The organism is Streptomyces sp. NPDC026522 (assembly GCF_055567555.1).
This window is the reverse complement of the sequence record NZ_JBVHQF010000004.1, coordinates 370,430-394,185: the sequence shown is the minus strand read 5'-3', so window position 1 is coordinate 394,185 and position 23,756 is coordinate 370,430. Positions and strand designations below refer to the sequence as shown.

Annotated in this window: 21 protein-coding genes; 5 read left to right on the top strand and 16 right to left on the bottom strand. The window is 71.4% G+C overall.

Going from position 1 to position 23,756, the window contains the following annotated elements:
• Positions 1–238: 238 nt before the first annotated feature.
• On the bottom strand, positions 239–559 hold the full coding sequence (locus ACZ4M3_RS13185) for a hypothetical protein (protein WP_467731942.1): 321 nt from the start codon (positions 557–559) through the stop codon (positions 239–241).
• A gap of 424 nt (positions 560–983) precedes the next feature.
• Here ACZ4M3_RS13185 and ACZ4M3_RS13180 point away from each other — a divergent pair, with 424 nt between their 5' ends.
• Positions 984–1,514, top strand: a complete 531-nt coding sequence (locus tag ACZ4M3_RS13180) for a universal stress protein (RefSeq protein WP_453356308.1) — start codon at positions 984–986, stop codon at positions 1,512–1,514.
• 99 nt (positions 1,515–1,613) lie between these two features.
• Positions 1,614–2,183, top strand: coding sequence for a GPR1/FUN34/YaaH family transporter (locus ACZ4M3_RS13175; protein WP_467731940.1), 570 nt, complete (start codon positions 1,614–1,616; stop codon positions 2,181–2,183).
• 101 nt (positions 2,184–2,284) lie between these two features.
• Here the strand turns inward: ACZ4M3_RS13175 and glmS are convergent, their stop codons facing one another.
• The 3 genes from glmS to ACZ4M3_RS13160 all read right to left on the bottom strand — a co-directional run bounded on the left by glmS (position 2,285) and on the right by ACZ4M3_RS13160 (position 5,447).
• The gene (gene glmS, locus ACZ4M3_RS13170) at positions 2,285–4,102 is read right to left on the bottom strand and encodes a glutamine--fructose-6-phosphate transaminase (isomerizing) (RefSeq protein ID WP_467731938.1); all 1,818 of its coding nucleotides are present in this window, start codon (positions 4,100–4,102) and stop codon (positions 2,285–2,287) included.
• Between the two features lie 77 nt (positions 4,103–4,179).
• Positions 4,180–4,455, bottom strand: coding sequence for a hypothetical protein (locus ACZ4M3_RS13165; protein ID WP_467731936.1), 276 nt, complete (start codon positions 4,453–4,455; stop codon positions 4,180–4,182).
• 107 nt (positions 4,456–4,562) lie between these two features.
• Positions 4,563–5,447: a DUF4429 domain-containing protein gene (locus ACZ4M3_RS13160; protein ID WP_467731934.1), complete on the bottom strand. Its 885-nt coding sequence runs from the start codon at positions 5,445–5,447 to the stop codon at positions 4,563–4,565.
• A 52-nt stretch (positions 5,448–5,499) separates the two neighbouring features.
• Between ACZ4M3_RS13160 and ACZ4M3_RS13155 the strand changes: the two genes are divergently transcribed.
• Both ACZ4M3_RS13155 and ACZ4M3_RS13150 read left to right on the top strand, forming a co-directional pair.
• Positions 5,500–7,110 carry a beta-N-acetylhexosaminidase gene (locus ACZ4M3_RS13155; protein WP_467731932.1) on the top strand — a complete coding sequence of 537 codons (1,611 nt, stop codon included), beginning with the start codon at positions 5,500–5,502 and terminating at the stop codon, positions 7,108–7,110.
• Positions 7,111–7,149: 39 nt separating this feature from the next.
• A complete protein-coding gene (locus ACZ4M3_RS13150) occupies positions 7,150–8,178 on the top strand; it encodes a toxin glutamine deamidase domain-containing protein (protein ID WP_467731930.1) in 1,029 nt (342 codons plus the stop codon).
• On the opposite strand, the gene ACZ4M3_RS13145 is transcribed toward ACZ4M3_RS13150, so the two are convergent.
• Positions 8,109–8,705: a DUF2867 domain-containing protein gene (locus ACZ4M3_RS13145; protein WP_467731928.1), complete on the bottom strand. Its 597-nt coding sequence runs from the start codon at positions 8,703–8,705 to the stop codon at positions 8,109–8,111. The genes ACZ4M3_RS13150 and ACZ4M3_RS13145 overlap by 70 nt on opposite strands.
• Positions 8,706–8,940: 235 nt before the next feature.
• Between ACZ4M3_RS13145 and ACZ4M3_RS13140 the strand changes: the two genes are divergently transcribed.
• Positions 8,941–9,675, top strand: a complete 735-nt coding sequence (locus tag ACZ4M3_RS13140) for a hypothetical protein (RefSeq protein WP_467731926.1) — start codon at positions 8,941–8,943, stop codon at positions 9,673–9,675.
• Between the two features lie 10 nt (positions 9,676–9,685).
• Here ACZ4M3_RS13140 and ACZ4M3_RS13135 read toward each other — a convergent pair whose 3' ends face one another.
• The 11 genes from ACZ4M3_RS13135 to ACZ4M3_RS13085 form a co-directional block, all read right to left on the bottom strand.
• Positions 9,686–10,315: a class I SAM-dependent methyltransferase gene (locus tag ACZ4M3_RS13135; protein ID WP_467731924.1), complete on the bottom strand. Its 630-nt coding sequence runs from the start codon at positions 10,313–10,315 to the stop codon at positions 9,686–9,688.
• Positions 10,316–10,398: 83 nt separating this feature from the next.
• Complete coding sequence (locus ACZ4M3_RS13130) at positions 10,399–12,180, bottom strand: IucA/IucC family protein (RefSeq protein ID WP_467731922.1); 1,782 nt, start codon at positions 12,178–12,180, stop codon at positions 10,399–10,401.
• A complete protein-coding gene (locus tag ACZ4M3_RS13125) occupies positions 12,177–12,755 on the bottom strand; it encodes a GNAT family N-acetyltransferase (RefSeq protein WP_467731920.1) in 579 nt (192 codons plus the stop codon). Before ACZ4M3_RS13125 ends, ACZ4M3_RS13130 begins: the two co-directional genes overlap by 4 nt.
• A complete protein-coding gene (locus ACZ4M3_RS13120; RefSeq protein WP_467731918.1) occupies positions 12,752–14,053 on the bottom strand; it encodes a lysine N(6)-hydroxylase/L-ornithine N(5)-oxygenase family protein in 1,302 nt (433 codons plus the stop codon). Before ACZ4M3_RS13120 ends, ACZ4M3_RS13125 begins: the two co-directional genes overlap by 4 nt.
• Positions 14,037–15,530 (bottom strand): pyridoxal phosphate-dependent decarboxylase family protein, encoded by a 1,494-nt coding sequence (locus ACZ4M3_RS13115; RefSeq protein ID WP_467731917.1) that lies wholly within the window; start codon positions 15,528–15,530, stop codon positions 14,037–14,039. The genes ACZ4M3_RS13120 and ACZ4M3_RS13115 overlap by 17 nt, the downstream gene beginning before the upstream one ends.
• 143 nt (positions 15,531–15,673) lie before the next feature.
• A complete protein-coding gene (locus ACZ4M3_RS13110; RefSeq protein ID WP_467731915.1) occupies positions 15,674–16,591 on the bottom strand; it encodes a siderophore-interacting protein in 918 nt (305 codons plus the stop codon).
• Positions 16,592–16,640: 49 nt separating this feature from the next.
• Positions 16,641–17,681 (bottom strand): ABC transporter substrate-binding protein, encoded by a 1,041-nt coding sequence (locus ACZ4M3_RS13105; protein ID WP_467731913.1) that lies wholly within the window; start codon positions 17,679–17,681, stop codon positions 16,641–16,643.
• A gap of 150 nt (positions 17,682–17,831) precedes the next feature.
• A complete protein-coding gene (locus tag ACZ4M3_RS13100) occupies positions 17,832–18,992 on the bottom strand; it encodes an acyl-CoA dehydrogenase family protein (RefSeq protein WP_467731911.1) in 1,161 nt (386 codons plus the stop codon).
• 8 nt (positions 18,993–19,000) lie between these two features.
• Positions 19,001–19,933 (bottom strand): hydroxymethylglutaryl-CoA lyase, encoded by a 933-nt coding sequence (locus ACZ4M3_RS13095; RefSeq protein WP_467731910.1) that lies wholly within the window; start codon positions 19,931–19,933, stop codon positions 19,001–19,003.
• On the bottom strand, positions 19,930–22,044 hold the full coding sequence (locus tag ACZ4M3_RS13090; protein ID WP_467731908.1) for an acetyl/propionyl/methylcrotonyl-CoA carboxylase subunit alpha: 2,115 nt from the start codon (positions 22,042–22,044) through the stop codon (positions 19,930–19,932). Before ACZ4M3_RS13090 ends, ACZ4M3_RS13095 begins: the two co-directional genes overlap by 4 nt.
• 16 nt (positions 22,045–22,060) lie before the next feature.
• Positions 22,061–23,677 carry a carboxyl transferase domain-containing protein gene (locus ACZ4M3_RS13085; protein ID WP_467731906.1) on the bottom strand — a complete coding sequence of 539 codons (1,617 nt, stop codon included), beginning with the start codon at positions 23,675–23,677 and terminating at the stop codon, positions 22,061–22,063.
• Between the last annotated feature and the right edge of the window lie 79 nt (positions 23,678–23,756).

Genomic DNA, 23,756 nt, shown 5'->3' with positions numbered 1-23,756 from the left:
CAGCACGCAGCGCTATGTCGACTTGGCAACTTGGCGAAAAGCATTCGATCAGTAAGCGTTCCACTCCGCTACCCGTTCAGGAAGCGCTCGGTCCGGCCATGGCCAGTACTCATGGGGTCGACAGCGCACCGGTGCTCCGTCGTCGCTGGTGGTAGGGGGGTCGGGGGGACATTCCGGCAAGGAACGGACCCTGCCGGGAAGTTGGCCGAAAACCGCTGGGTGTGTACGTGCGAACCGGTCAGTCGTGCGGGGACAACGCGCCGGGAGCGTGACAGCCGCGGTGCGAACCGGCCCCGCCGCGCGAATGCCGGCCGCGGTGCGTGGAGGGGGGTCCTTCCTCGGTGCGGACCCGGGCGGCGGCCCGCTCCGCCTTCTCGGAGTGCCGCAGCAGCACCCGGCAGGCGGCCGTGACGGCCGCCAGGCCGAGCGTCGCGACGGCGGCCCCGCCGAAGGAGGTTCCGTAGACCACCAGCACCACGGGGACGAGCAGACAGCTGAACGCGGCCCAGCGCACCACCTCCCCGGCCGGGTCGTCATGGGAGTGCCGCGCCGAGCGCACGGACGGGTGAACCGCAGAAGGGATGAAACGGGGTCCCGGTCCGGCGGACCGGGTGGGCTGGGTAGGCGGAGCGGGCTGGACGGGGTGATCCGGGTGGCCGGGCACGGCGTACTCCCTGCGGGCTCTTCCTGGACGGTCGGACCCTTGTCCAACGGCGGGCGGCGCGGCTCGGTCACTGCGCGCACGGGTGGCGCGCGGCGCCCTCGTCACTGGCTGTAGGGGGCAGTCGCCATTGCCAACGCGCCGCCCCTCGGGCATGCTCCCTGGGACGCTCCTCAAGGGCGGCAAGCCCTGTGCAGGACAAGGGTGTCGCCGTACCCTGAGGGGTAAGGGCTTGGGAAGATGCTTCCCGGACAGAGCTCCGTCACAGTGCGTCGCCGAAACCCCCTGTCGCTTCCCCCGAGGACCCTTCGCCGAGACATCCATGGCCGGTCACGAATACTCCGAACCCGCGGACCGCAAGCGCAAGCGCCTCGCCGACTCCGCGTCGGCCGACCTGCGCGCGGTGGAACAGACGCGCCACCCCTGCGACCCGGCCTTCCGGCACGGCGTCGTGGTCGGCTTCGACGGCTCCACGTCCAGTGAGCGCGCCCTCGCGTACGCCATCGGGATGGCCCGGCGCTCCGGCTCCGGTCTGATCATCGTCCACGTGGCCAACCGGCTGCCCACCACCGTGTGGGCCGGCTGTGAGCCGCCCGTCTTCGTGGACGTCCCGGACCACCGCACCGAGGTGCTGGGGCTGGAGCTCGCCTGCGCGGACTACCTCACCGAGGTGCCGTGGATCCTGGTCGAGCGGGGCGGCGACATCTGCCACGAGTTGGAGGAGGTCGGCCGCGAGTACTCGGCGGACGCCATCGTGGTCGGCTCCACGCACGGCATCGTGGGGCGGATCTTCGGCTCGGTGGCGGGACGGCTCGCCAAGCGCGCCCAGCGACCTGTTGTTGTGATTCCGTAACACTCCGTTCGCCGGTTGTGCGGTTGTGAACCCCGGTGTAAGGGGTAGATAAATGCTGCTGGGACGCAGCAAACAACTGCAGATCGAAGGGAGCCCGCCGTGGACAATGGTGTCTCTGCGGGAAGCACGGCCTCGACTTCGACCCTCGGGCACATAGCCCTGGGTCTCACCCTTCTCGCATTCGGTATCGGCCACACCGGCATCATCAGCGGCGTGAGCGCGGCAGACTCCGTATCCCTCGCGATGTACGTGGGCGGTCTCGCCCTCTTCGCCCTCGGACTCCTGGAGTTCCGCGGCGGCAACGGCTTCAACGGCACCGCGTTCGCGGGCCTCGGGGCCTTCTGGTTCACCTGGGCCGGCGGAGCCGACGCCAAGGTGTCGGCGCACGCGGCCGGTCTGTTCCTGGTCCTCTTCGCCCTCCTCGCCCTCACCCTGACGGTGGGCGCGGCCGGCGGACCCTTCGGGCAGGGCGTCTACGGCCTGCTCACCCTCTCCCTGGTGCTCCTCGCGGTGGGCACCTTCGCCGGCAGCGGCGGACTGGGCAAGGCCGCCGGCTGGGTGGCGGCGGTCGCCGGCCTGCTGGCCTGGTACGGGGCGACGGCCGCCCTGGCCCATTGGCCGGTGGCGGTCGGCCGGGGCTCCCGGCGCGGCGCCGTCGCCGCCGGGTGAGGACCCGCGGATGAGAACGGGCCCCGGGGAAATCCCCGGGGCCCGTTTCACGTGCCGGTGTGCCGCGCAGGTGCGATGTGCCGCTGCGATGCGCCGTGTGGCTACTCGACCGTGACCGACTTGGCCAGGTTGCGCGGCTTGTCGATGTCCCGGCCCAGGGCCAGGGCGGTGTGGTACGCCAGCAGCTGGAGGGGGATGCCCATCAGGATCGGGTCCAGCTCGTCCTCGTTCTTGGGGACGACGATCGTGTGGTCGGCCTTCTCCTGCTCGCGGTGGGCCACCGCCAGGATCCGGCCGCTGCGCGCCTTGATCTCCTCCAGCGCCGCGCGGTTCTTGTCCAGCAGGTCGTCGTCCGGGACGATCGCGACCGTCGGCATCGCCGGCTCGATGAGCGCGAGCGGACCGTGCTTGAGCTCGGAGGCGGGGTAGGCCTCTGCGTGGATGTAGGAGATCTCCTTCAGCTTGAGGGAGGCCTCCAGGGCCACCGGGTAACCGCGCACCCGGCCGATGAACATCATCGACTTGGCCTCGGCGTACTCGGCCGCCAGCTTCTTGATGTCCTCCTCGCCCTCCAGGATCTCCTGGATCTGGGCGGGCAGCTTGCGCAGGCCCTCGATGATCCGCTTGCCGTCGGTCACCGACAGGTCCCGGATGCGCCCCAGGTGCACGGCGAGCAGCGCGAACGCCACGACCGTGTTGGTGAAGCACTTGGTGGACACGACGCAGACCTCCGGGCCGGCGTGCACGTACACGCCGCCGTCCGCCTCGCGGGCGATGGCGGAGCCGACCACGTTGACCACGCCGAGGACGCGGGCGCCCTTGCGCTTGAGCTCCTGGACGGCCGCGAGGACGTCGTACGTCTCGCCCGACTGGGAGACCGCGATGTACAGGGTGTCCGGGTCCACGACCGCGTTGCGGTAGCGGAACTCCGAGGCCGGCTCGGCGTCGGCGGGGATGCGCGCCATGCCCTCGATGAGGCCGGCGCCGATCAGACCCGCGTGGTACGAGGTGCCGCAGCCCAGGATCTTGACCCGGCGGATGCCGCGCGCCTCGCGCGGGTCCAGGTTCAGGCCGCCCAGGTGGACGGTGGAGAAGCGGTCGTCGATCCGGCCGCGCAGCACGCGGTCGACGGCTTCCGCCTGCTCGGAGATCTCCTTGTGCATGTACGTGTCGTGGCCGCCCATGTCGTAGGAGGCGGCCTCCCACTCCACGGTCTCCGGCGTGGCGGTGGTCGTCGTACCGGTGGTGGTGTACGTACGGAAGTCGTCGGCCTTCAGGGTGGCCATCTCGCCGTCGTCCAGGGTGACGATCTGGCGGGTGTGGGCGACCAGCGCGGCGACGTCCGAGGCGACGAACATCTCCTTCTCGCCGATGCCGAGCACGACCGGGGAGCCGTTGCGGGCGACGACGATGCGGTCCGGGAAGTCGGCGTGCATGACGGCGATGCCGTAGGTGCCCTCGACGACCTTGAGCGCCTCGCGGACCTTCTCCTCCAGGGAGTCGGCCTGGGAGCGGGCGATCAGGTGGACGAGCACCTCGGTGTCGGTCTCGGAGAGGAAGACGACGCCGTCGGCCTCCAGCTTGGCGCGCAGCTCGGAGGCGTTGTCCACGATGCCGTTGTGGACGACGGCGACCTTGTTCTCTGCGTCCAGGTGCGGGTGGGAGTTGATGTCGCTCGGGGCGCCGTGGGTGGCCCAGCGGGTGTGGGCGATACCGGTGGTGCCGGCGAACCGCTTGGGCACGCGGGACTCCAGCTCGCGGACCCGGCCCTTGGCCTTGACGACCTTGAGGGCCGCGGACTTCGGGCTGTTGACGACGATGCCCGCGGAGTCGTAACCCCGGTACTCCAGGCGCTGGAGACCCTCCAGCAGCAGCGGTGCGACGTCACGCTTGCCGATGTAACCCACAATTCCGCACATACGGTCTTGCCCCTCCTGAAGTCCGGTGGATCGTGCTCGTACCTGGCCCGGTGGGGCCCGGCCCTGGTGGGGCCCGCTCAGCCGTAGACGATGCGGCGCAGCTGCCGGAGCGAGAGCTCCGGGGGTGCCACGGCGCGGTGCGGCAGTTCGGCCGCGATGCGTTCGAAGATCTCCGCGTTGACGGAGCCGCCGGACTGCAGTTCGCGGTGGCGGCGGCGGACGAACGCCTCGGTCGTCTCGTCGAAGTAGGCGAGTACGTCGAGCACCACCCGGGTGGCTTCGCCTCGCTGGAGCGAGGTGCTGCGCACCAGGTGGTCGACGAGGTCGTCATGCGACGGGCGGCGGTCGAGCACGGGTAGATACTGACGGCCAACGGGCCGGAACGCAAAAATTCTGCCCGGAAGCGGGCAGGATCCTGCTGGTCTGGACCACAGGAATGTCTGGTTCCGATCTGGCTCGGTTAGAAATGCCCCAAAATGGCAGCTTTCGCGGTGAGGAACTCCTCGGAGGTGAGGACGCCCTCCTTGTGCAGCTCGCCGAGCTCGCGCAGCCGGCGCAGGAGTGCGTCGTGGTCGGCGGAGGCGGGGCGGGGAAGCGCGGCGGGGGCGGTCGCGGTGAGCGCGGGGGGCGGGTCGGCCGCCGCGGCCGGGTGGGGGAGGCGTACGGTCACGGCCGCCGCGACCAGCGCGGTCAGCAGCTCCTTCTTGCCGAAGCCGAAGAGTTCGGCCGCGTAGGGGTCGTACTTGGCGGCGGCCGCCGCCTGGCCACCCGTCAGAGTGAACCGGAGCCAGCCATTGGAGAGGCCCTTCGCCGGGACCCAGTCCACCGCCCGTACGTCCGCCACCCGGAACCGGCTCGGGCCGGCCGAGTGCTTGGCGTCCTCCGCCGTCCAGTTCCAGTCCAGCGTGATCGTGTCGCCGTCGAAGGACACCGTCGCGTCGCCCGCCTCGGCCGTCACCGGCACCGGCGGCCCGGGCAGCAGGTACGCGTCCGCCGGGCCGGGATCGACCTGGTCGAGCAGCAGCGCGTTGCGCACCTCGTCCACGAAGTACTCCGCGACCCCGGCCCGGGCCGCGTCCACGGCCAGCTTGTACGGGTCGGCGGCGTCGGGCAGCCGGCCGCCGGTGCCCTGGGTCAGCGGGTCGGCGCCGTCGCGGAGCCGAAGGCGCAGCCGGCCGGACTTGCGGCCCGGCTCATAGGAGACCCCGGCGATCGCGTGGAGCGGTACCGAGAGTTCCCCGAGGGCCTGGCGCAGCGGGCCGACGTCCTTGTCCCGGCCCGGGACGATGCGCACCGCGTCCCCGTCGAAGGTCCATGTGCCGTCCTTCTGGATGATTTCCGCCATCTTGTGATTCTGTCACCGGTGTTGACGGCCGCGGTGGCCTATACCTGGGCGCATGAGAGTCCTGCGACGCACGCTCGGTACCCTCCTCGTCCTCGGCGGCGCCGCAGCCGCCCTTTCCTGCGCCGCCTTGTCCTGCGCCGCCGCCCACGGCGCGGATGCCGGGGACGGCCGCCCGGGCGCCGCCCGTCCCGCCGCGCCGGCCCCGTACGCACGGCTGCTGCCCGCGCCGGCCTCCGTACGGGTGGCGGGCGCCGGGTACCGGTTCGGGGCGGGCACGGTGATCCGTACGTCCGGGCCGGACGAGGAGGTCCGCCGGGTCGGCGAACTCCTGGCGGAGCAGCTGCGCGGGCCGAGCCGGCTGCCGCTGCCGGTGGTCGACGGGGTGGACGGCGACGGGGTCCGGCTGCGGCTGGATCCGACGGCGCCCGGGCTCGGCGCGGAGGGCTACCGGCTGGAGACCCGGGCGGACGGGATCACCCTCACCGCCCGGACCCCGGCCGGGCTGTTCCACGCGGGGCAGACGCTGCGGCAGCTGCTGCCGGTGAGCGGCCCGGGGACGGTGCCGGGCGGGACGGTCACGGACGCGCCGAGGTTCGCGTACCGCGGCGCGATGGTCGACATCGCGCGGCACCACTTCACGGTCGAGCAGGTCAAGCGGTACGTGGACCAGCTCGCCCAGTACAAGGTGAACACCCTGCACGTCCACCTCACCGACGACCAGGGATGGCGGCTGGAGTCCGCGTCCTGGCCGAGGCTCGCGGAGTACGGCGGCGGCAGCGAGGTGGGCGGCGGACCGGGCGGCCACTGGACGAAGGACGAGTACCGGGACCTGGTGGCGTACGCGGGCGAACGGTACGTGGACGTGGTCCCGGAGATCGACATGCCGGGCCATGTGAACGCGGCGCTGGCCTCGTACGCGGAGCTGAACTGCGACGGCAGGGCGCGAGAGCGGTACACGGGGACGAAGGTCGGGTTCAGCTCGCTGTGCGTCGGCAAGGAGCGGACGTACGAGTTCATCGACGACGTGCTGGGGGAGCTCGCGGAGCTGACCCCGGGCAAGTACCTGCACATCGGCGGCGACGAGGCGCACGCGACGCCGGCGGCGGACTACGCGGCCTTCATGGACCGGGCGCAGGCGGTGGTGGGCAAGTACGGCAAGACGGTGGTGGCCTGGCACCAGCTGGCGGCGGCCCGGCCGGCCCCGGGGGCGGTGCTCCAGTACTGGGGCCACGGCGGGACCCCGGTGAAGGAGAAGGAGCGGCTCGCGCAGGTGGCGCAGGCGGGCCACCCGTTGATCCTGTCCCCGGCGGACCGGCTGTACCTGGACATGAAGTACGACGTGACGACGAAGCCGGGCCTGGCGTGGGCGGGCTACGTCCCGGTGAAGCGGTCCTACGACTGGGACCCGGGGGCGTTCCTGCCGGGGGTCCCGGAGTCGGCGGTCCTGGGCGTCGAGGCGCCGCTGTGGACGGAGACCATCGGAACCCGGGCCGACTGGGAGCTCATGGCCTTCCCCCGCATGCTGGGCCTCGCGGAACTCGGCTGGTCCCGGGCGGCCTCCCACGACTGGCCGTCGTACAGCCGCCGCCTGGCAGCCCAGGCCCCCCGCCTGGACGCCCAGGGCATCACGTACTACCGCGCGCCGGACGTACCGTGGGGATAGCGGCCGGGGGGCCGGTCGGCGCGCGGCAAACGGGCGTACGTGCGCCACGGTGGCTGGGACACGGCAGCCAAGGCGAAGACCCGTAAGGCCGAGCCGTGGCAGCGGGGCCTGGAGTGGCTCCTCACCGCTTACCACGGGCTGGTCGAGCTGGTGGGGATCGAGCCGGTCGCCGAGGACGCCGGTACGTGGTTGTTCGCTTGCCGGACCAGAGAGCAGCCGGCGTACCCGAGGACGCCCATGCTGGCCGCCTCCGTGGTGGTGCCCAAGGACCTCGGACGGCCCTTTCATCCCGCCTCGAACGACCCGTGGGGTGACGCGGCGGCGTACGCCAGGACTCAGTCGGAGCCGGACCCGGAGGAGCGGGCGCGGCGGCTGAACTCGCGCGGGTGCGTGGTCACGGTGGCCGCCATGATCGCCGGGGCGCCGTCGTCACCGTTGCCCTGGCAGCCGGCGCACGAGGCGCCGGGGTGGTGGGAGTTGCTGCTCAAGCGGTACTTCCCGACCGCCGAGCAGCTGCGGTGCGCGAGCTGGGACGAGGTGATCCAGCGCGCCGAGGAGACCGGGCCGCAGACCCAGGGAGTGGTATGGGTGCGCCGGGCGATCGGCGGCACCGAGGTCAGCGGGCACCTGGTGTACGTGCACAACAAGCACGGCAGCGTCGTGTTCCTGGACGGCATGACCGGCGGCCTGGCCCGGCTGGACACCGTCGGTGTACTGGGTCTGGTGTTCGCCCGGTTCCGCCCCGCGCCCCCCCGGCCCGGCTCTCTACCTCGTCGCCGCCCTCGCCGACCGGTGGGCCGTCGGGGAGCGGGTCGGGCCCGGGAAACGGGTGTGGGCCGAGCTGGAAGGGAAGAAGGTCCCCCGGTGAGGGGGGTGGTGAGCCCGTCCGACTGGCTGCTGATCGCCGACCGGACCGGAAGCAGCCCCGTCCACGAGGTCGAGTGCACCACCTGCCTGGCCGGCTCCGGCCCCGACGCCTGGGTCCTGCACCACACCGGCTACCGCCGCAGCGGCCCGGACGCGCGTTCCCGCCACGCACGCTCCCACTGGCGGGTCAGTCCCGGGTAGATGACCAGGCGGCGGAACGGCGCGATGAGGGCCATGTAGAGCCGGCCGAACCGGCCGTTGGGCTTCACCAGCACCGTCATCCGCAGCTCGTACCCGCCGTCGCGGGCCGGCACCCAGCCCAGGTGCATGAGGGCGTGGACGGTCCTGTTCGCCAGTTCGCGGACCGCCTCGTCGTGGGTCTCGTACACGGTGGTGAACGGGCCGTCCGCACCCGAGCCGTCCGCCGTTTCGCGCAATTCGGCCGGAACGCGGTCGCGCAGGGACTCGACCCGCGCGCCCACGCCCGTACCGGGCCGGTCCCAGTCGAGGAGGTCACCGAGCTTCCGGCGCACCGCGAACAGGGCGCGGGCCAACGGGCCCTGCTGGTCAGGCCGGCCGGCCGCCGAGATCGCGGCGAGCATCACGGGGAAGTCGTCCGGTCCGGCGCCGGGCGTTCGGTACGACCACACGTCCTCGACGTCGAAGTCACGGGCGAACTCGTGGATCCGCCAAGGCTGCTCGGTGTGGGCTGTGCGGGGAAGCTTCATGCTGCCGCCACCTCTTGTGCGCACGAGATGGTCCGCCCCGGTCCGGAACGTCCACGCCATCCCGTTCAGGAGTTCGGCGGCGGACCTTAGCAGAATCCAATCCCGGACGGGCGGATTCCGGTAAACGTTTCCTATCTTCTGGCAAAGCATGTGCCGGGCTCTTGTCCTGCTGGGAGCAACCCGATGGGATGCGCGAGTCTCTTGCTGCATACGAACATCGAGGTCGAGTCACATCGTGCGTCAGATATCCCCCGCCGTCAGACTGCTCACCGTCGCGGCCCTTCCGCTGGCGCTGACCGCCTGCTCCTTCGCCATCCCGAAGGCCGCCCCGAAGCCCGCCGCGTCGGCCACGGGCTCGCCGAAGGCCACCGCGGCGCCGGCCGCCGGCCCGAACAAGGGCCTGCTGACGGGCGAGCAGCTCAAGGCGGCGCTCGCGCCCGCCTCGTTCTTCCCGGCCGGCTTCGCCGTCGAACCGGAGGGCGCGCGCGACACCGGCAAGGGGTACCAGCTGCCGGCCACCGCCGACGTGCCCACCCCCGACTGCACCAAGCTCGGCGGAACCTCGTGGGTGGAGATCACCGGGATCGACGGCGTCTCGTTCGCGCAGAACGACTACGTGAACAAGAACTCCTCCGAGGAGTTCGCCCAGGAGATCGACGTCTACCGGGACACGACCGCCACGACCGTGCTCGACGCGCTGGGCAAGATCTCCAAAGCGTGCCCCAGCTATACCGACAGCGATAGCCACGCCAAGGTGACGGTCACCGAGAAGCCTCTGGCCGGCGTCGGTGACGGCGCCTGGACCATCACCCTGACCAGCAGCGCCTGGAAGGGCGGCACGACGCTGGTGGCCGCGCGGGTCGGCACCTCGGTGGCGACCGTGCTCGTCAGCAGCAGCACCGACAAAGGCCTGGCGGGCGGCACCAAGCTGACGAAGCAGCTGGTGTCGTCCCTCACCGGCAAAGCCTGACCGCAGGGGCCTACGGGCGCCGCGCCAGCAGGTGCGCGTCGAGGAAGCCCCGCTCGGAGACCGGGTCGTGGAGCAGCCGGGCGAACGGGACGAGCCCGGCCCCGGTCAGCAGCTCCGCGAACCGGTCCACCGGCCAGCTGTAGGCGGGCGTCACCTTGTGGTCGAAGCGGACCGGCTCCGGCCCGTCCGTCGCGAAGAACGAGACCAGGAGCAGGCCCCCCGGCGCCAGGACCCGCGCCTGCTCGGCGAGCAGCGCGGGCAGCTCATCGGGCGGCGTATGGATCATCGAGTAGTGGGCCAGTACGCCGCCCAGCGCGCCGGCCCCGACCGGCAGGGCCTCCATCCGCGCCTCGTCGAACCGCAGCGCCGGATGGGCCCGCCGGGCGTGGTCGACCATGCCCGGGGAGAGGTCGAGCCCGAAGGCGTCCAGCCCCAGGTCGTGCAGCATCGCCGTCAGATGCCCCGGCCCGCACCCGACGTCGGCCGCCCGCCGGTTCCCCGTCCCGCGCACCAGCTCGGCGAAGGTGGCGATCATGTTGCGCGTGAACGGCCGGGTCACCAGCCGGTCCGCGAACATCGACGCGTACAGCCCCACGACCCCGTCGTAGGCCGCCCTGGTCTCGTCCTGGTGCTCCGCCACGGGGACGAAGCTAACACCCGGGGCACGTTCGCGGCCGGGGCGGGCGCCGAGGGACCGTATCGGCGCCCGCCCCGCCTCCCCGGTCAGCGCCGGGCGAAGGGCGCGACGGGGTTCTTGAGGGTGCCGACCAGCTGGAGGGCCGCCGAGGGGTCGGCGAGGTCGACCATCTGCCGGTTGTTGCGCAGCTGGAGGCGGTTCAGGCAGGACAGCTGGAACTCCGGCGCGAAGAGGTCGTAGCGGGCGAATCGTTCCGCCAGCTCCGGCACCGAATCCTGGTAGGCGTGGGCGCAGTCGGCCACCGCCCGCCAGAAGGTTTCCTCCCCGCAGATGCCCTCCGCCGCCAGGATCGGGCCGAGGAAGCGGAAGAAGCAGTCGAAGACGTCCGTGAAGACCGACAGGAGCTTCATGTCCTCCGGGACCTCCACCCGGATCCGCTCGACCGCCGGCGGCAGGACCGCGTCCGGGTCCATGACCACGATCTCCTCGGCGATGTCCTTGAAGACCGCCCGCTTCACCACACCGCCCTCGATGACGAGGATCGTGTTCTCCCCGTGCGGCATGTACGCGAGGTCGTACGCGTAGAAGCAGTGCAGTAGCGGGACCAGATAGGCGCGCAGGTACGCGGCCAGCCAGTCCTCGGCCGGCAGCTTCGACTCCTCGATCAGGGCGCCGACGAAGGACCGGCCCTCCGCGTCGACGTGCAACAGGGACGCCATCGTGGCGAGCCGCTCGCCCTCCCGCAGCGAGGCCACCGGGGACTCGCGCCACAGCGCCGCCAGCATCTTGCGGTACGGCGAGTAGCGGTCGGTCGCGCGCTCGTACTGGCGGTGGTGGTAGCCGATCGCCGCCCGCTCTCGGATGATCGAGAAGTCCACCGACCGCAGCACCGCGTCGGACCCGATCAACTGGTGCAGCCAGTCGTTGATGGCCGGGGTGGCCTCCATGTACGCCGCCGACAGGCCCCGCATGAAGCCCATGTTCAGCACCGAGATGGCGGTCTTGACGTAGTGCTTCCCGGGGGCGGTGGTGTTGAAGAACGTCCGGATCGACTGCTGGGCCAGGTAGGCGTCCGGGCCCTCGCCCAGTAGGACGAGCCGGCGGTTGGCGATCTCCGCCGCGAAGGTGACCGTCGTCTTGTTCCACCACTGCCAGGGGTGGACGGGGAAGAGGTGGTAGTGCGCCGGGTCGAGGTCCAGCGCGGCGAGACGGGCGGCGAAGTCAGCGACGGTCTCCCCGCCCAGCTCCTCGCGGATGAAGGAGTCGTAGTCCAGGCCCGCGCCCGCCGTGAAGGTGGAGACGTCCTTGTGGGCCGCCACCCACACCAGGTGGACCGGGCTCGCCGCCTCCGGGGCGTACGCGAGGTAGTCGTGCACGCCGAAACCGAGGCGGCCGTTGTTGGCGACGAAGCAGGGGTGGCCCTCGGTCATGCCGGTCTCGATGTCCTGGAAGGACGACTTGGCGAGGACGGCGGAGGAGACCTGCGGCTTCGTGTACTTGAATCCGGCGCCCGCCAGGGTGGAGGAGATCTCCTCCAGGTACACCGGCAGGACCTCCGCGCCCAGACCGAGGGTCTCGCGCAGCTCGATGTGGAAGTCCAGCGCGTCGAGCGGCAGCTCGGCCCCGGCACGGTGCCGGGTGATCGAGGACTCGTCCACCGCCCAGTGGTCCAGCGCGTACCGGACGGCGCGGAAGCGGTACTCCACGCTGCCGTCGTCGCTCGTGACCGCGTACTGCTGGTCGTCCAGCGGCCGGGGGGTCAGCAGGCGCTCGTGGGAGAACTCCGCGAGGGCCTTGCGGACCAGGGCGCGGTTGGCCCGCGCCCACAGCTCCGGGGAGAGGTGGGCGACGGCGTCGGCGAGGCTCATATGGATCCCTCCCGGGTGGCCGCTTCGAACTGCTCACGGGTGCAGAAGCTCAGCAGGGCGTCCTTCTCGGGCTTGCGCACCGGGCCGTCCGCCACGAAGCCGACGGCCGCGTTGAGCGCGTGGACGGCGGTGTTGCGGACGTCCGGCTCGACCACCACCCGGCGGGTGGCCGGGTCGGCGAACAGGGCCGCCATGACGGTGGTGATCACCGCGCGGGTGAAACCGTGGACGGGCGTGTCGCTGGGGGCGACCAGGAAGTGCATGCCGACGTCGCCCGGTCGGGCGTCGTACAGGCCGACCAGCTCCAGCCGGCTCGGATCGTACGTCTCCATCAGGAAGGCGGGCCGGCCGTCGTGCAGGCCGATGAACGCCTCGTGGTGCGCGGCCGCGGCGATCCGCATGTACTCGCGTTCCACGTCCGGCAGGGAGGCGCCCCCCATCAGCCAGAAGGCCGCCTTGGGGTGGGTGACCCAGCCGTGCAGCAGCTCCGCGTCGGAGAACGGGTCGAGCGGGCGCAGGGCGAAATCACCGAGGGCCGGATCGGTACGGGTGAAGAGGAGTTCGGTGGTGCTCATACCAGGGTGCCTTCCGGGGCGGCGAACTGCTGGAACGCGATGGACTTCTCGACCTTGTAGTGCTCGCGCCCGAGGAGCTCGCCGATGATGTACGCGTTGCGGTACGCGGCCATGCCCAGGTCGGGCGCGGTGACGGAGTGGTTGTGGACGGTGCCGTTCTGCAGGAAGATCCCGCGCCCGGTGACGTCGATGCTGTAGTTGCGGGCCGCGTCGGGCCGGCCGTGTCCGTCGAAGCGCAGCCGCTCGCGCACGGGCGCCAGGAACTCGGGCAGCGCGTAGCGGTAGCCGGTGGCGAGCACCAGGCCCTCGGTGCTGAGGGAGAAGTCCCGCTCCTGCTCCTCCTGGCGCAGGCCCAGCGTGTACCGGCCCGACGTGGTGTCGTACGCGGCGGAGTTGAGGGAGGTGTTGGTGAGCAGGGTGGTCGGGACCTGGCCGGGGCTGCTGATCCGCTTCTGGTAGAGCAGGTCGAAGATGGCGTTGATCAGCTCGCCGTCGATGCCCTTGAACAGGTTCTTCTGTTGCGACTCCAGCCGGTAGCGGGTCTCCTCGGGCAGCGCGTGGAAGTAGTCCACGTACTCGGGGGAGGTCATCTCCAGCGTCAGCTTCGTGTACTCCAGCGGGAAGAACCGAGGGGAGCGGGTGACCCAGTTGAGCCGGTAGCCGTGTACGTCGATCTCGCCGAGCAGGTCGTAGTAGATCTCGGCGGCGCTCTGCCCCGAACCGACGAGGGTGATCGACTCCTTCTGCTGGAGCTGCGCCTTGTGCTCCATGTAGGCGCTGTTGTGGGTGAAGTCGCCGCCCAGACCCGCGCAGGCGGGCGGGACGAACGGCGGGGTGCCGGTGCCCAGGACCAGGTGGCGGGCCAGGTGGGTCTCACCGCGGTCGGTGTGGACCTCGTACAGCCCGGCCCGTTCGTCGTAGGTGACCTCGGTGACGGAGGTCGAGTACCGGACGTTGTCGAGGCGGTCCGCGGCCCAGCGGCAGTAGTCGTTGTACTCGGCGCGCAGCGGGTAGAAGTTCTCCCGGATGTAGAAGGAGTACAGCCGGTCCTTGTCCTTGAGGTAGTTCAGGAAGGAGAAGGGCGAGGTCGGGTCGGCGAGGGTGACGAGGTCCGACATGAACGGCGTCTGGAGGTGGGCGCCGTCCAGGAACATCCCGGCGTGCCACTCGAAGTGCGGCTTCGACTCGATGAAGAGGCCGTCGAGTCCGTCGATCGGCGCGGTCAGGCAGGCGAGTCCCAGGTTGAAGGGGCCGAGGCCGATGCCGATGAAGTCATGGGGCTCACGAGTGGACGGCAAGGGATTCTCCCAGGTACTGCTCGGCGTGTGCGGCGAGGAGGTCGAGGACGGCCGTGATGTCGGACGTCGTGGTCTGCGGGTTGAGGAGGGTGAACTTCAGGTACTGCCGGCCGTCGACCTTGGTGCCGGCGACGACGGCCTCACCGGAGGCGAACAACGCCTTGCGGGCGTGCAGGTTGGCCTCGTCCACCAGGTCGGGCCGCAGGTCCTCGCCCACGGGGACGTAGCGGAAGACGAGGGTGGAGAGCTGCGGACGCACGACGACCTCGAAGCGCGGGTCGGCGTCGAGCAGCTGCCAGCCGGCCGCGGCCAGCTCGATGACCTCGTCGAAGAGCGAGCCGACGGCGTCGGCGCCCATCACGCGCAGGGTCATCCACAGCTTGAGGGCGTCGAAGCGGCGCGTCGTCTGGATGGACTTGTCGACCTGGTTCGGGATCTTCTCCTGCACCATGCGGCGCGGGTTGAGGTAGTCCGCGTGGTAGGTGGCGTGCTGCAAGGTGTCGCGTTCGCGGACCAGGACGGCGCTGGAACTGACGGGCTGGAAGAAGGACTTGTGGTAGTCGACGGTGACGGAGTCGGCGTGCTCGATGCCGTCCAGGAGGTGCCGGCGGGTGGGGGAGACCAGCAGTCCGCAGCCGTAGGCGGCGTCCACGTGCATCCACGTGGAGTGCTCGGCGGCCAGGCGGGCGATCTCGGGGAGCGGGTCTATGGACCCGAAGTCGGTGGTGCCGGCGGTGGCGACGACGGCCATCGGGATCAGGCCTTCGCGGGCGCAGCTCTCCAGTTCCAGGGCCAGGGCGGAGGTGTCCATCCGGCGGTTCCGGTCGACGGGGACGGAGATGACGGCCTGGTAGCCGAGTCCCAGCATGGCGGCGGACTTGCGGACGCTGAAGTGGCTCGCCTCGGAGGCCAGGATGCGCAGCCGGGGCAGCAGCGCGGCCTTGGTGAGGTCGCGTCCCTCGGTGCGGGCGCGCTGCGCGGCGATGCGGCAGGCCTCGTCGCGGGCGAGCAGCAGGGCGTGGAAGTTGGACTGGCTGCCGCCGGAGGTGAACACGCCGTCGGCGCGCGGGCCGAGGCCGATGCGCCCCGCGGTCCAGCCGATCAGGCGGCGCTCGATGAGGGTGCCGCCGATGGACTGGTCCCAGGTGTCCAGCGAGGAGTTGACGGCGGAGAGGATCGCCTCGCCGAGTACGGCGGGGATGACGACGGGGCAGTTGAGGTGCCCGAGGTAGCGGGGGTGGTGGAAGTACACCGTGTCCCGCAGATAGACCTCTTCGAGTTCGTCGAGGGCGGCAGCCGGGTCTTCGAGGGGCTTGTCGAGGTCGATCCCGTTGATGACCGGGGCGAGTTCGGCGACGGAGATACCGGTGTGGGGCCGTTCCGTGGTGGCCAGTTTGGCGGCGACGCGGTCGACGCCTTCGGTGACGGAACGCCGGTAGAGGTCCGCGGTCGTCTCATTGAGCAGATGCGAACGCATCAACTTTCCTCCGGGCAAGGGCAAGTGGGGGTGGGCTGTGCTGCTTAGGTTAGCCTAACCTAACTTCCCCACCAAACGGAGAGGGCCCCGGCCGACCGGCCGGGGCCCTCTCTGAAATGGGGCGTACGTGGAGCGCGTTGGGGCTACAGCTCCGCGCTCGGGTCCTCGCTGGGAGCCGTGCCCGAGTACGCCTCCGCGAGGAGCTCCTCCTCGCTCGCGCCGAGCCGCCAGTAGCCGGTGAACCGCACCCGGCGCCGGTCGACCCCGCGTTCGCGCACCAGGTGGCGGCGCACTGCGCGGACCGTGCCGGACTCGCCCGCGATCCAGGCGTACGGGGCTTCGGCGGCGGGCGGTTCGGCCGCCCGGACGACCTCCAGCAGTTGCCCGGTCCGCTCCCGGCCGGGGCCCGCGGCGCGCACCACCCAGGTGATGTCGGCGTCCGCGAGGGTGCTCGGGGTGAGCCGGTCGTCTTCGTGCGGGACTTCGAACCAGGCCTTGACGCGCGTGCCGGAGGGGAGCCGGTCCAAGATCGCGGCCGCGGCGGGCAGCGCCGTCTCGTCCGCGTACATGAGGATCATGTCGGCGTCGGCCGGCGGCTGGAACCGTACGGACTTGTTCTCCGCGACGGCCGGCCCGATCGCCAGGATCCGCCGGCCGGTGACCGCCCGCCCGGCCCAGGCGGAGGCGGGGCTCGTGTCCCCGTGGAGCACGAAGTCGATGTCGACCTCGTCCACGCCCTGCGGCGTACGCCGTTGCTCGCGCACGGTGTAGGAGCGCATCACCGGGCGCTCGGCCTCCGGCAGGGCGCGCCAGGCCCCGAACCAGGTGTCCTCATCGGTGGACGGGAGCTCGGTGTGTTCCCGGTGCGGGGGCGGGAGGAAGAGGGAGAGGCTCTGGTCGTAGCCGCCCGAGCGGAAGCCGGCGAGGGCCTCGCCGCCGAAGGTGACCCGCAGGAACGAGTGGCCGAGCCGGCGGGTGCGGAGCACTTCGAGTGCGAAGAACCGGAAGTGCGCGACGTCGGTGGCGGTGGCGGTACCGGTATCGGCGTGGGTGGCGGTCATGCGGCGGGTCCCCCTGGGAGTTGATCGGCGGCGCCGGAAGGCAGGCGGGTCAGCTGACCTTCTTGGCGTTCTGGATCGACGTGGCGAGGTCTTCGAGGATCTTGGCGCACTTGTCGTACGAGTAGATCGGCTCGGTGACGCGCGGGGTGATCTGGCCGGCCTTGACGGCGGGCAGCTCGGCCCAGGTCGGCTTGGCCTTGAGCTCCTCCGGCTGGAGGGTGCCGGTCCGGTTGTCCAGGAGGATCACGTCGGCCTTGTACTTGCCGGCGTTCTCCCAGCTCAGGCTCTCGTAGAAGCCGCCCTGGTCCAGCTTCTCCGGGACGACGAACTCGACGCCGAGCGACTCGAAGTACTTGAGGTCGGCGGAGGTCTTCGGGGTGGAGACGTAGAACAGGTCGGCGGCCCCGGAACCGACGAGCACCTTGATGCCCGGGTTGGCCTTGGTGGCCTCGCGGACCTTGGCGGAGGCGGCCTCGAAGCGGGCCTTGGCGTCGACGGCGGCCTTGGAGTTCAGGTCGGCGCCCAGCGACTTGGCGAGGGCTGCGGTGCGTTCCAGGGACTTGTCGAGGGAGGCGTCGCCGCCCACCGAGATCGCGGCGGCCGGGGCCAGCTTGAGGATCTTGTCCTTGGCAGCCTCGGGGACGTACCAGTAGCTGCCGTCCCAGGTGTTGGTGACGAGCAGGTCGGGCCGCAGGGCCGCGTACTTCTCGACGTTGAACTCGTCGTAGACGTTGCCCAGGATCTCGACCTTGGAGATGTCCATCGTGCCGGCCTGGACGTCGGGCTTGCCGTCGGCGGTCTTGGTCGGGCCGAACACGCCCTTCACCTTGACGCCGTAGTCCGAGAGCGCGGCCGCGGTGCCGGTGAAGGCGACGATGTTCTTCGGCGTCGACTTGGCCGTGACCTCCTTGCCCAGGTCGTCCTTGAAGCTCCAAGGGCCGGAGGCCGCGGCGCCCTTGTCCGATTCGCCCGCGCCGCCCTTGGCCTGGTCGGTGCCGCCGCAGGCGGAGAGCGCCGCGACGAGACCGAGGGCGCCGCCGGCGGCGATGAGGCCGCGACGGGTGAGGGGGGAGGTCCGGGACTTGGGCATGTGGATGTCCGCTTTCGTGCGTGGTGCGTGCCGGGCGGCCACGAAGGCCGTTCGAGGGAAGGTTAGCCTAACCTTGCTCGAAATGAGTAAGGGGGCCCTAACTTCCGCCGGGCCCCCTCGTCCGTCACGCGTCCGCGAGCGGACCGGCCGTCAGCCCGCGAAACCCAGTTCGCGGGCGATGAGCATGCGCTGCACCTCGCTCGTGCCCTCGCCGATCTCCAGGATCTTGGAGTCGCGCCACATCCGCGCCACCGGGTACTCGTTCATGAAGCCGTAGCCGCCGTGGATCTGCGTCGCCTCACGGGCGTTGTCCACGGCGACGGTGGAGGAGTACAGCTTCGCGATCGCCGCCTCCTTCTTGAACGGCTCGCCCGCCACCAGCCGCGAAGCCGCGTCACGCCAGCCGACCCGGGCCATGTGGGCGCGCATCTCCATGTCGGCCAGCTTGAACTGGATGGCCTGGTTGTCCCCGATCGGCCGGCCGAAGGCCTGCCGCTCCTTGGCGTACTTCACCGACTCGTCCACGCAGCCCTGCGCCAGACCGGTGGCGAGCGCCGAGATCGCCACCCGCCCCTCGTCCAGGATGCGCAGGAACTGGGCGTAGCCGCGGCCCTCCTCGCCCACCAGGTTCGCGAGCGGGACGCGTACGTTGTCGAAGGCCAGCTCGCGGGTGTCCGAGGAGTTCCAGCCGACCTTGGAGTACGGCGCCGCGACCGTGAAGCCGGGGGTGCCGGACGGGACGATGATCGAGGAGATCCGCGGCCGGCCGTCCTCGGTGCGCCCGGTGACGGCGGTGACGGTGACCAGGCCGGTGATGTCCGTACCGGAGTTGGTGATGAAGCACTTCGAACCGTTGATCACCCACTCGTCGCCGTCCTTGACGGCGGTGGTGCGACTGCCGCCCGCGTCCGAGCCCGCGCCCGGCTCCGTCAGCCCGAAGGCGCCGAGGATCTCGCCGGAGCACATCCGCGGCAGCCACTCCCGCTTCTGCTCCTCGGAGCCGAACCGGAAGATCGGCATGGCGCCGAGGGAGACCCCGGCCTCCAGGGTGATGGCGACCGAGGAGTCGACGCGGGCCAGCTCCTCCAGGGCGATGCCGAGGGCGAGGTAGTCACCGCCCATGCCGCCGTACTCCTCGGGGAACGGCAGGCCGAACAGGCCCATCCGGCCCATTTCGCGGACGATCTCGTACGGGAACTCGTGCCGCTCGTACAGGTCGCCGATCTTCGGCGCGATGACGTCGTGGGCGAACTCCTCCACGGTGCGGCGGAGTTCCTCGTGCTCGGGGGTGAGCCGGTGGTCGAGGGACATGGTTCTCGTTACTCCTTGTGGGAGAGGGCGCGGACGGTACGGGATGGGCTCGGCCGGCCCAACTGCTCGGCCATCCACACGCTCGTGGCGGTGAGGGCGGCCAGATCGACCCCGGTCTCGATGCCGAGGCCGTCGAGCATCCACACCAGGTCCTCGGTGGCGAGGTTGCCGGTGGCGCTCTTCGCGTACGGGCAGCCGCCGAGGCCGCCGGCGGAGGCGTCGACCGTGGTCACGCCGTGCTCCAGCGCGGCGAGCGTGTTGGCGAGGGCCTGGCCGTAGGTGTCGTGGAAGTGCACCCCGATCCGCTCGGTGGCGACGCCTTCCGCGTTGAGGGCGGACAGCAGCGCCCGGACGTGGCCGGGGGTGGCGACGCCGATGGTGTCGCCGAGGCTGAGTTCGTCGCAGCCGAGGTCGAGCAGCGCCTTGGCGGTGCGGACCACCTGGGGGAGCGGGACCGCGCCCTCCCAGGGGTCGCCGAAGCACATGGACAGGTAGCCGCGGACGTGGGCCTTTTGGGCCTTGGCGCGGGCCACGACGGGCTCGAACATGGCGAGGGACTCGGCGACGGTGCGGTTGAGGTTGCGGGCGGCGAAGGTCTCGGTGGCCGAACCGAACACCGCGATCCGGGAGGCGCCGAGGGCGAGCGCGCGGTCGAGCCCGCGCTCGTTGGGGACGAGGACGGGCAGGGCCGCGTCCAGGCCGGCGAGGAGGGGGAAGAGCTGCTCGGCGTCCGCCAGCTGGGGCACCCACTTGGGGTGGACGAAGCTGGTGGCCTCGATGGTGGTCAGCCCGGCCGCGGCGAGGCGGTGGACGAACTCGGCCTTCACGGCGGTCGGGACCGTGGTCCGTTCGTTCTGGAGGCCGTCGCGGGCGCCGACCTCGTGGATCCGGACGCGGGTGGGGAGGCCGGTGCCGGGGACGGTCATGGGGAGGCCGTTCATGCGCTCTCTCCCTCCGCTTCGGGGGTGACGACGGCCAGGACCTGGTCCATGGCGACGGTGGTGCCGGGCGAGACGTCGAGCTCGGTGACGGTTCCGGCGTGCGGGGCGGAGATGACGTGCTCCATCTTCATCGCCTCGACCACGAGGAGGCTCTGGCCGGCGGTGACGCGGTCGCCGACGGCGACCTTGACGACGGTGACGGTGCCGGGCATGGGGGCGGCGAGGGTGTCGGCCCCTGCGCGGCCCGCTCCGCTGAGGTTGGCGGTGACGGGGTCGTGGGTCTGGACGTGCCAGGTGTCGCCGTCGCGGCCGAGCCAGGTCCCGTCCGGGGAGGTGGCGTGGGTGAAGCGGTGGGTGACGCCGTCGAGTTCGATGGTGACGGTGTCGCTGGTGCCGGTGACGATCCGGCCGCGGGCCGGTGCGCTGGGGCTCTGTCCCAGACCCCGCGCCTCGAACTCCCCCAGACTCCGTCCGGGGGTACCCCCACGCGAGGCCGGGTTCGGCCCGGCGCCGTCGTCGGCTGACAGGAGCAGTTCCGTTTCGGCGCCCAGAGGGCGGGTGCGGACCTGGACCGGGTCCTGGCCCGGGAGGCGGAAGTGGTGGACCGTCCAGGCGGGGGTGCCGCCCAGGCGCCAGCCGTTGGCGGCGTCGAAGGGGTCCACCCAGCCGGTGCCCCCGGCGGGGTTCCGCGAAGGGGCGGGGCGGCGGAGGTTGAGCAGCGCGGCCGCCGCGTAGACCTCCGGCGGGACGCCGTCCGGCAGGAGCCGGTCCAGGTCGCGCTCGACCAGGCCCGTGTCCAGGTCGCCCGACACGACGTCCGGGTGGGCCAGCAGGCGCCGCAGGAAGCCCGCGTTGGTCTGGACGCCCAGGATCACGGTGTCCGCCAGCGCGCCGCGCAGCACCCGCAGGGCCGTTGCCCGGTCCGGCCCGTAGGCGATGACCTTCGACAGCATCGGGTCGTACGTCGACCCCGTGTCCACCCCGGCCACCAGGCCCGAGTCGGTACGGACCGCCCCGCCCGACGGCTCCGCCAGCGCCAGCACCGTACCGCCCGACGGCAGGAACCCGCGCGCCGGGTCCTCGGCGCAGATCCGGGCCTCGATCGCGTGGCCGGTCAGCGTGACCTCGGCCTGCGTGAAGCCCAGTTCGGCCCCGGCGGCCACCCGCAGCTGCTGCTCCACCAGGTCCAGCCCGGTGATCAGCTCCGTCACCGGGTGCTCGACCTGGAGCCGGGTGTTCATCTCCATGAAGTAGTACGAGGACGGGTCGCCGCCCGGCACGATGAACTCCACCGTGCCCGCGCCGACGTACCCGCAGGAGCGGGCCGCCTCCACCGCCGCCGCGCCCATCGACGCCCGCAGTTCCGGCGTCAGCAGGACCGAGGGGGCCTCTTCGATGACCTTCTGGTGGCGCCGCTGGAGCGAGCACTCGCGCTCGCCGAGGTGCACCACGTTGCCGTGGGCGTCCGCCAGCACCTGGATCTCGATGTGCCGCGGCCGGTCCACCCACCGCTCCACCAGCAGCGTGTCGTCACCGAACGACGAGCGGGCCTCGCGGCGGGCCGCCGCGATCTCCTCGCCGAGCAGGTCCGCGTCCCGCACCAGGCGCATGCCCTTGCCGCCGCCGCCCGCCGAGGGCTTCAGCAGCACCGGCATGCCGATCTTCTCGGCGGCCGAGACCAGTTCGGCGTCGCTCAGGCCGCTCCCGGACGAGCCGGGGACGACCGGGACCCCGGCCGCCTTCACCGTCTCCTTGGCCCGGATCTTGTCGCCCATGAGCGAGATCGCCGAAGCCGGCGGCCCGATGAACGCGAGGCCGGCCTCCGTGCAGGCCGCCGCGAAGGCCGCGTTCTCCGCGAGGAAGCCGTAGCCGGGGTGGACCGCCTCGGCGCCGGTGCGCCGGGCGGCGTCCAGCAGCCGCTCCACCGACAGGTAGCTCTCGGCGGCGGCCGCCGGGCCGATCCGGACGGCCGTGTCGGCCTCCCGCACATGGCGCGCGTCCGCGTCCGCGTCGCTGAAGACGGCCACGGAGCGGATGCCGAGCTCCCGCAGGGTGCGGATGACGCGTACCGCGATCTCGCCCCGGTTCGCGACCAGAACAGTGCTGAACATCAGTGTGGTCCTCACGTCACATACGGAAGATGCCGAATTGCGGGTCGCCCAGCGGGGCGTTCGCGCACGCGGTCAGGGCCAGCCCCAGCACCTGCCGGGTCTCCAGCGGGTCGATCACCCCGTCGTCCCACAGCCGCGCGGTGGCGTAGTAGGCGTTGCCCTGCTCCTCGTACTGCGCGCGGACCGGGGCCTTGAAGGCCTCCTCGTCCTGCGCCGGCCACTCCTGGCCCGCGCCCTCGATCTGGTCGCGCTTGACGGTCGCGAGGACGGAAGCGGCCTGTTCGCCGCCCATCACCGAGATCTTGGCGTTCGGCCACATCCACAGGAAGCGGGGCGAGTACGCGCGGCCGCACATCGAGTAGTTGCCCGCCCCGTACGAGCCGCCGACGACCACGGTCAGTTTCGGGACCCGGGTGCAGGCCACCGCCGTGACCATCTTCGCGCCGTGCTTGGCGATGCCGCCGGCCTCGTAGTCGCGGCCGACCATGAAGCCCGAGATGTTCTGGAGGAACAGGAGCGGGATGCCGCGCTGGTCGCACAGCTCGATGAAGTGGGCGCCCTTCTGGGCGGATTCGGAGAAGAGGATGCCGTTGTTGGCGACGATGCCGACGGGGTGGCCGTGGATCCGGGCGAAGCCGGTGACCAGCGTCTGCCCGAACTCCGACTTGAACTCCTGGAAGCGGGAGCCGTCCACGATCCGGGCGATGATCTCGCGGGCGTCGTAGGGCGTGCGCGAGTCGACGGTGACCGCGCCGTACAGCCCGTACGGGTCCGCCTTCGGCTCCTCGGGCGCCTCGACCGGCCAGGGCAGCGCCCCGCGCCCGGGCAGGGTCGCCACGATGTTGCGGACGATCCGCAGCGCGTGCGCGTCGTCCTCCGCGAGGTGGTCGGTGACGCCGGAGATCCGGGAGTGGACCTCGCCGCCGCCGAGCTCCTCCGCCGTGACGACCTCGCCGGTGGCGGCCTTCACCAGCGGGGGGCCGCCCAGGAAGATCGTGCCCTGGCCGCGGACGATGACGGCTTCGTCGCTCATCGCCGGTACGTAGGCCCCGCCCGCGGTGCAGGAGCCGAGGACGGCGGCGATCTGCGGGATGCCGGCGCCCGACATGCGGGCCTGGTTGTAGAAGATGCGGCCGAAGTGGTCCCGGTCGGGGAAGACCTCGTCCTGCATCGGGAGGAAGGCGCCGCCGGAGTCGACCAGGTAGAGGCAGGGGAGACGGTTCTCCAGCGCCACCTCCTGGGCCCGCAGGTGCTTCTTGACGGTCATCGGGTAGTACGTGCCGCCCTTGACGGTGGCGTCGTTCGCGACGATCACGCACTCGCGGCCGCTGACCCGGCCGATGCCCGCGATGACCCCCGCGGCCGGGGCCGCGCCCCCGTACATCCCCTCGGCGGCCAGCGGGGCCAGCTCCAGGAAGGGGGAGCCCGGGTCGAGGAGGGTGTCCACGCGCTCGCGCGGGAGCAGCTTGCCCCGGGCGGTGTGGCGGGCGCGGGCCTTCTCGCCGCCGCCGAGGCGGGCCGCTTCCAGCCGGGCGCGCAGGCCCTCGGCGAGTTCCCGGTGGGCGGCCTCGTTGGTCCGCCAGGCCTCGGACGCCGGGTCCGCGGCGCTCGTCAGCACTGGTGCCTGCTGCATCGGTCGAGCTCCCTTGCTCGGTCCACGTAAACCGGTCACGCCGTTAATGAGCGTTAACGCTTGTGGGGCTTAGGTTAAC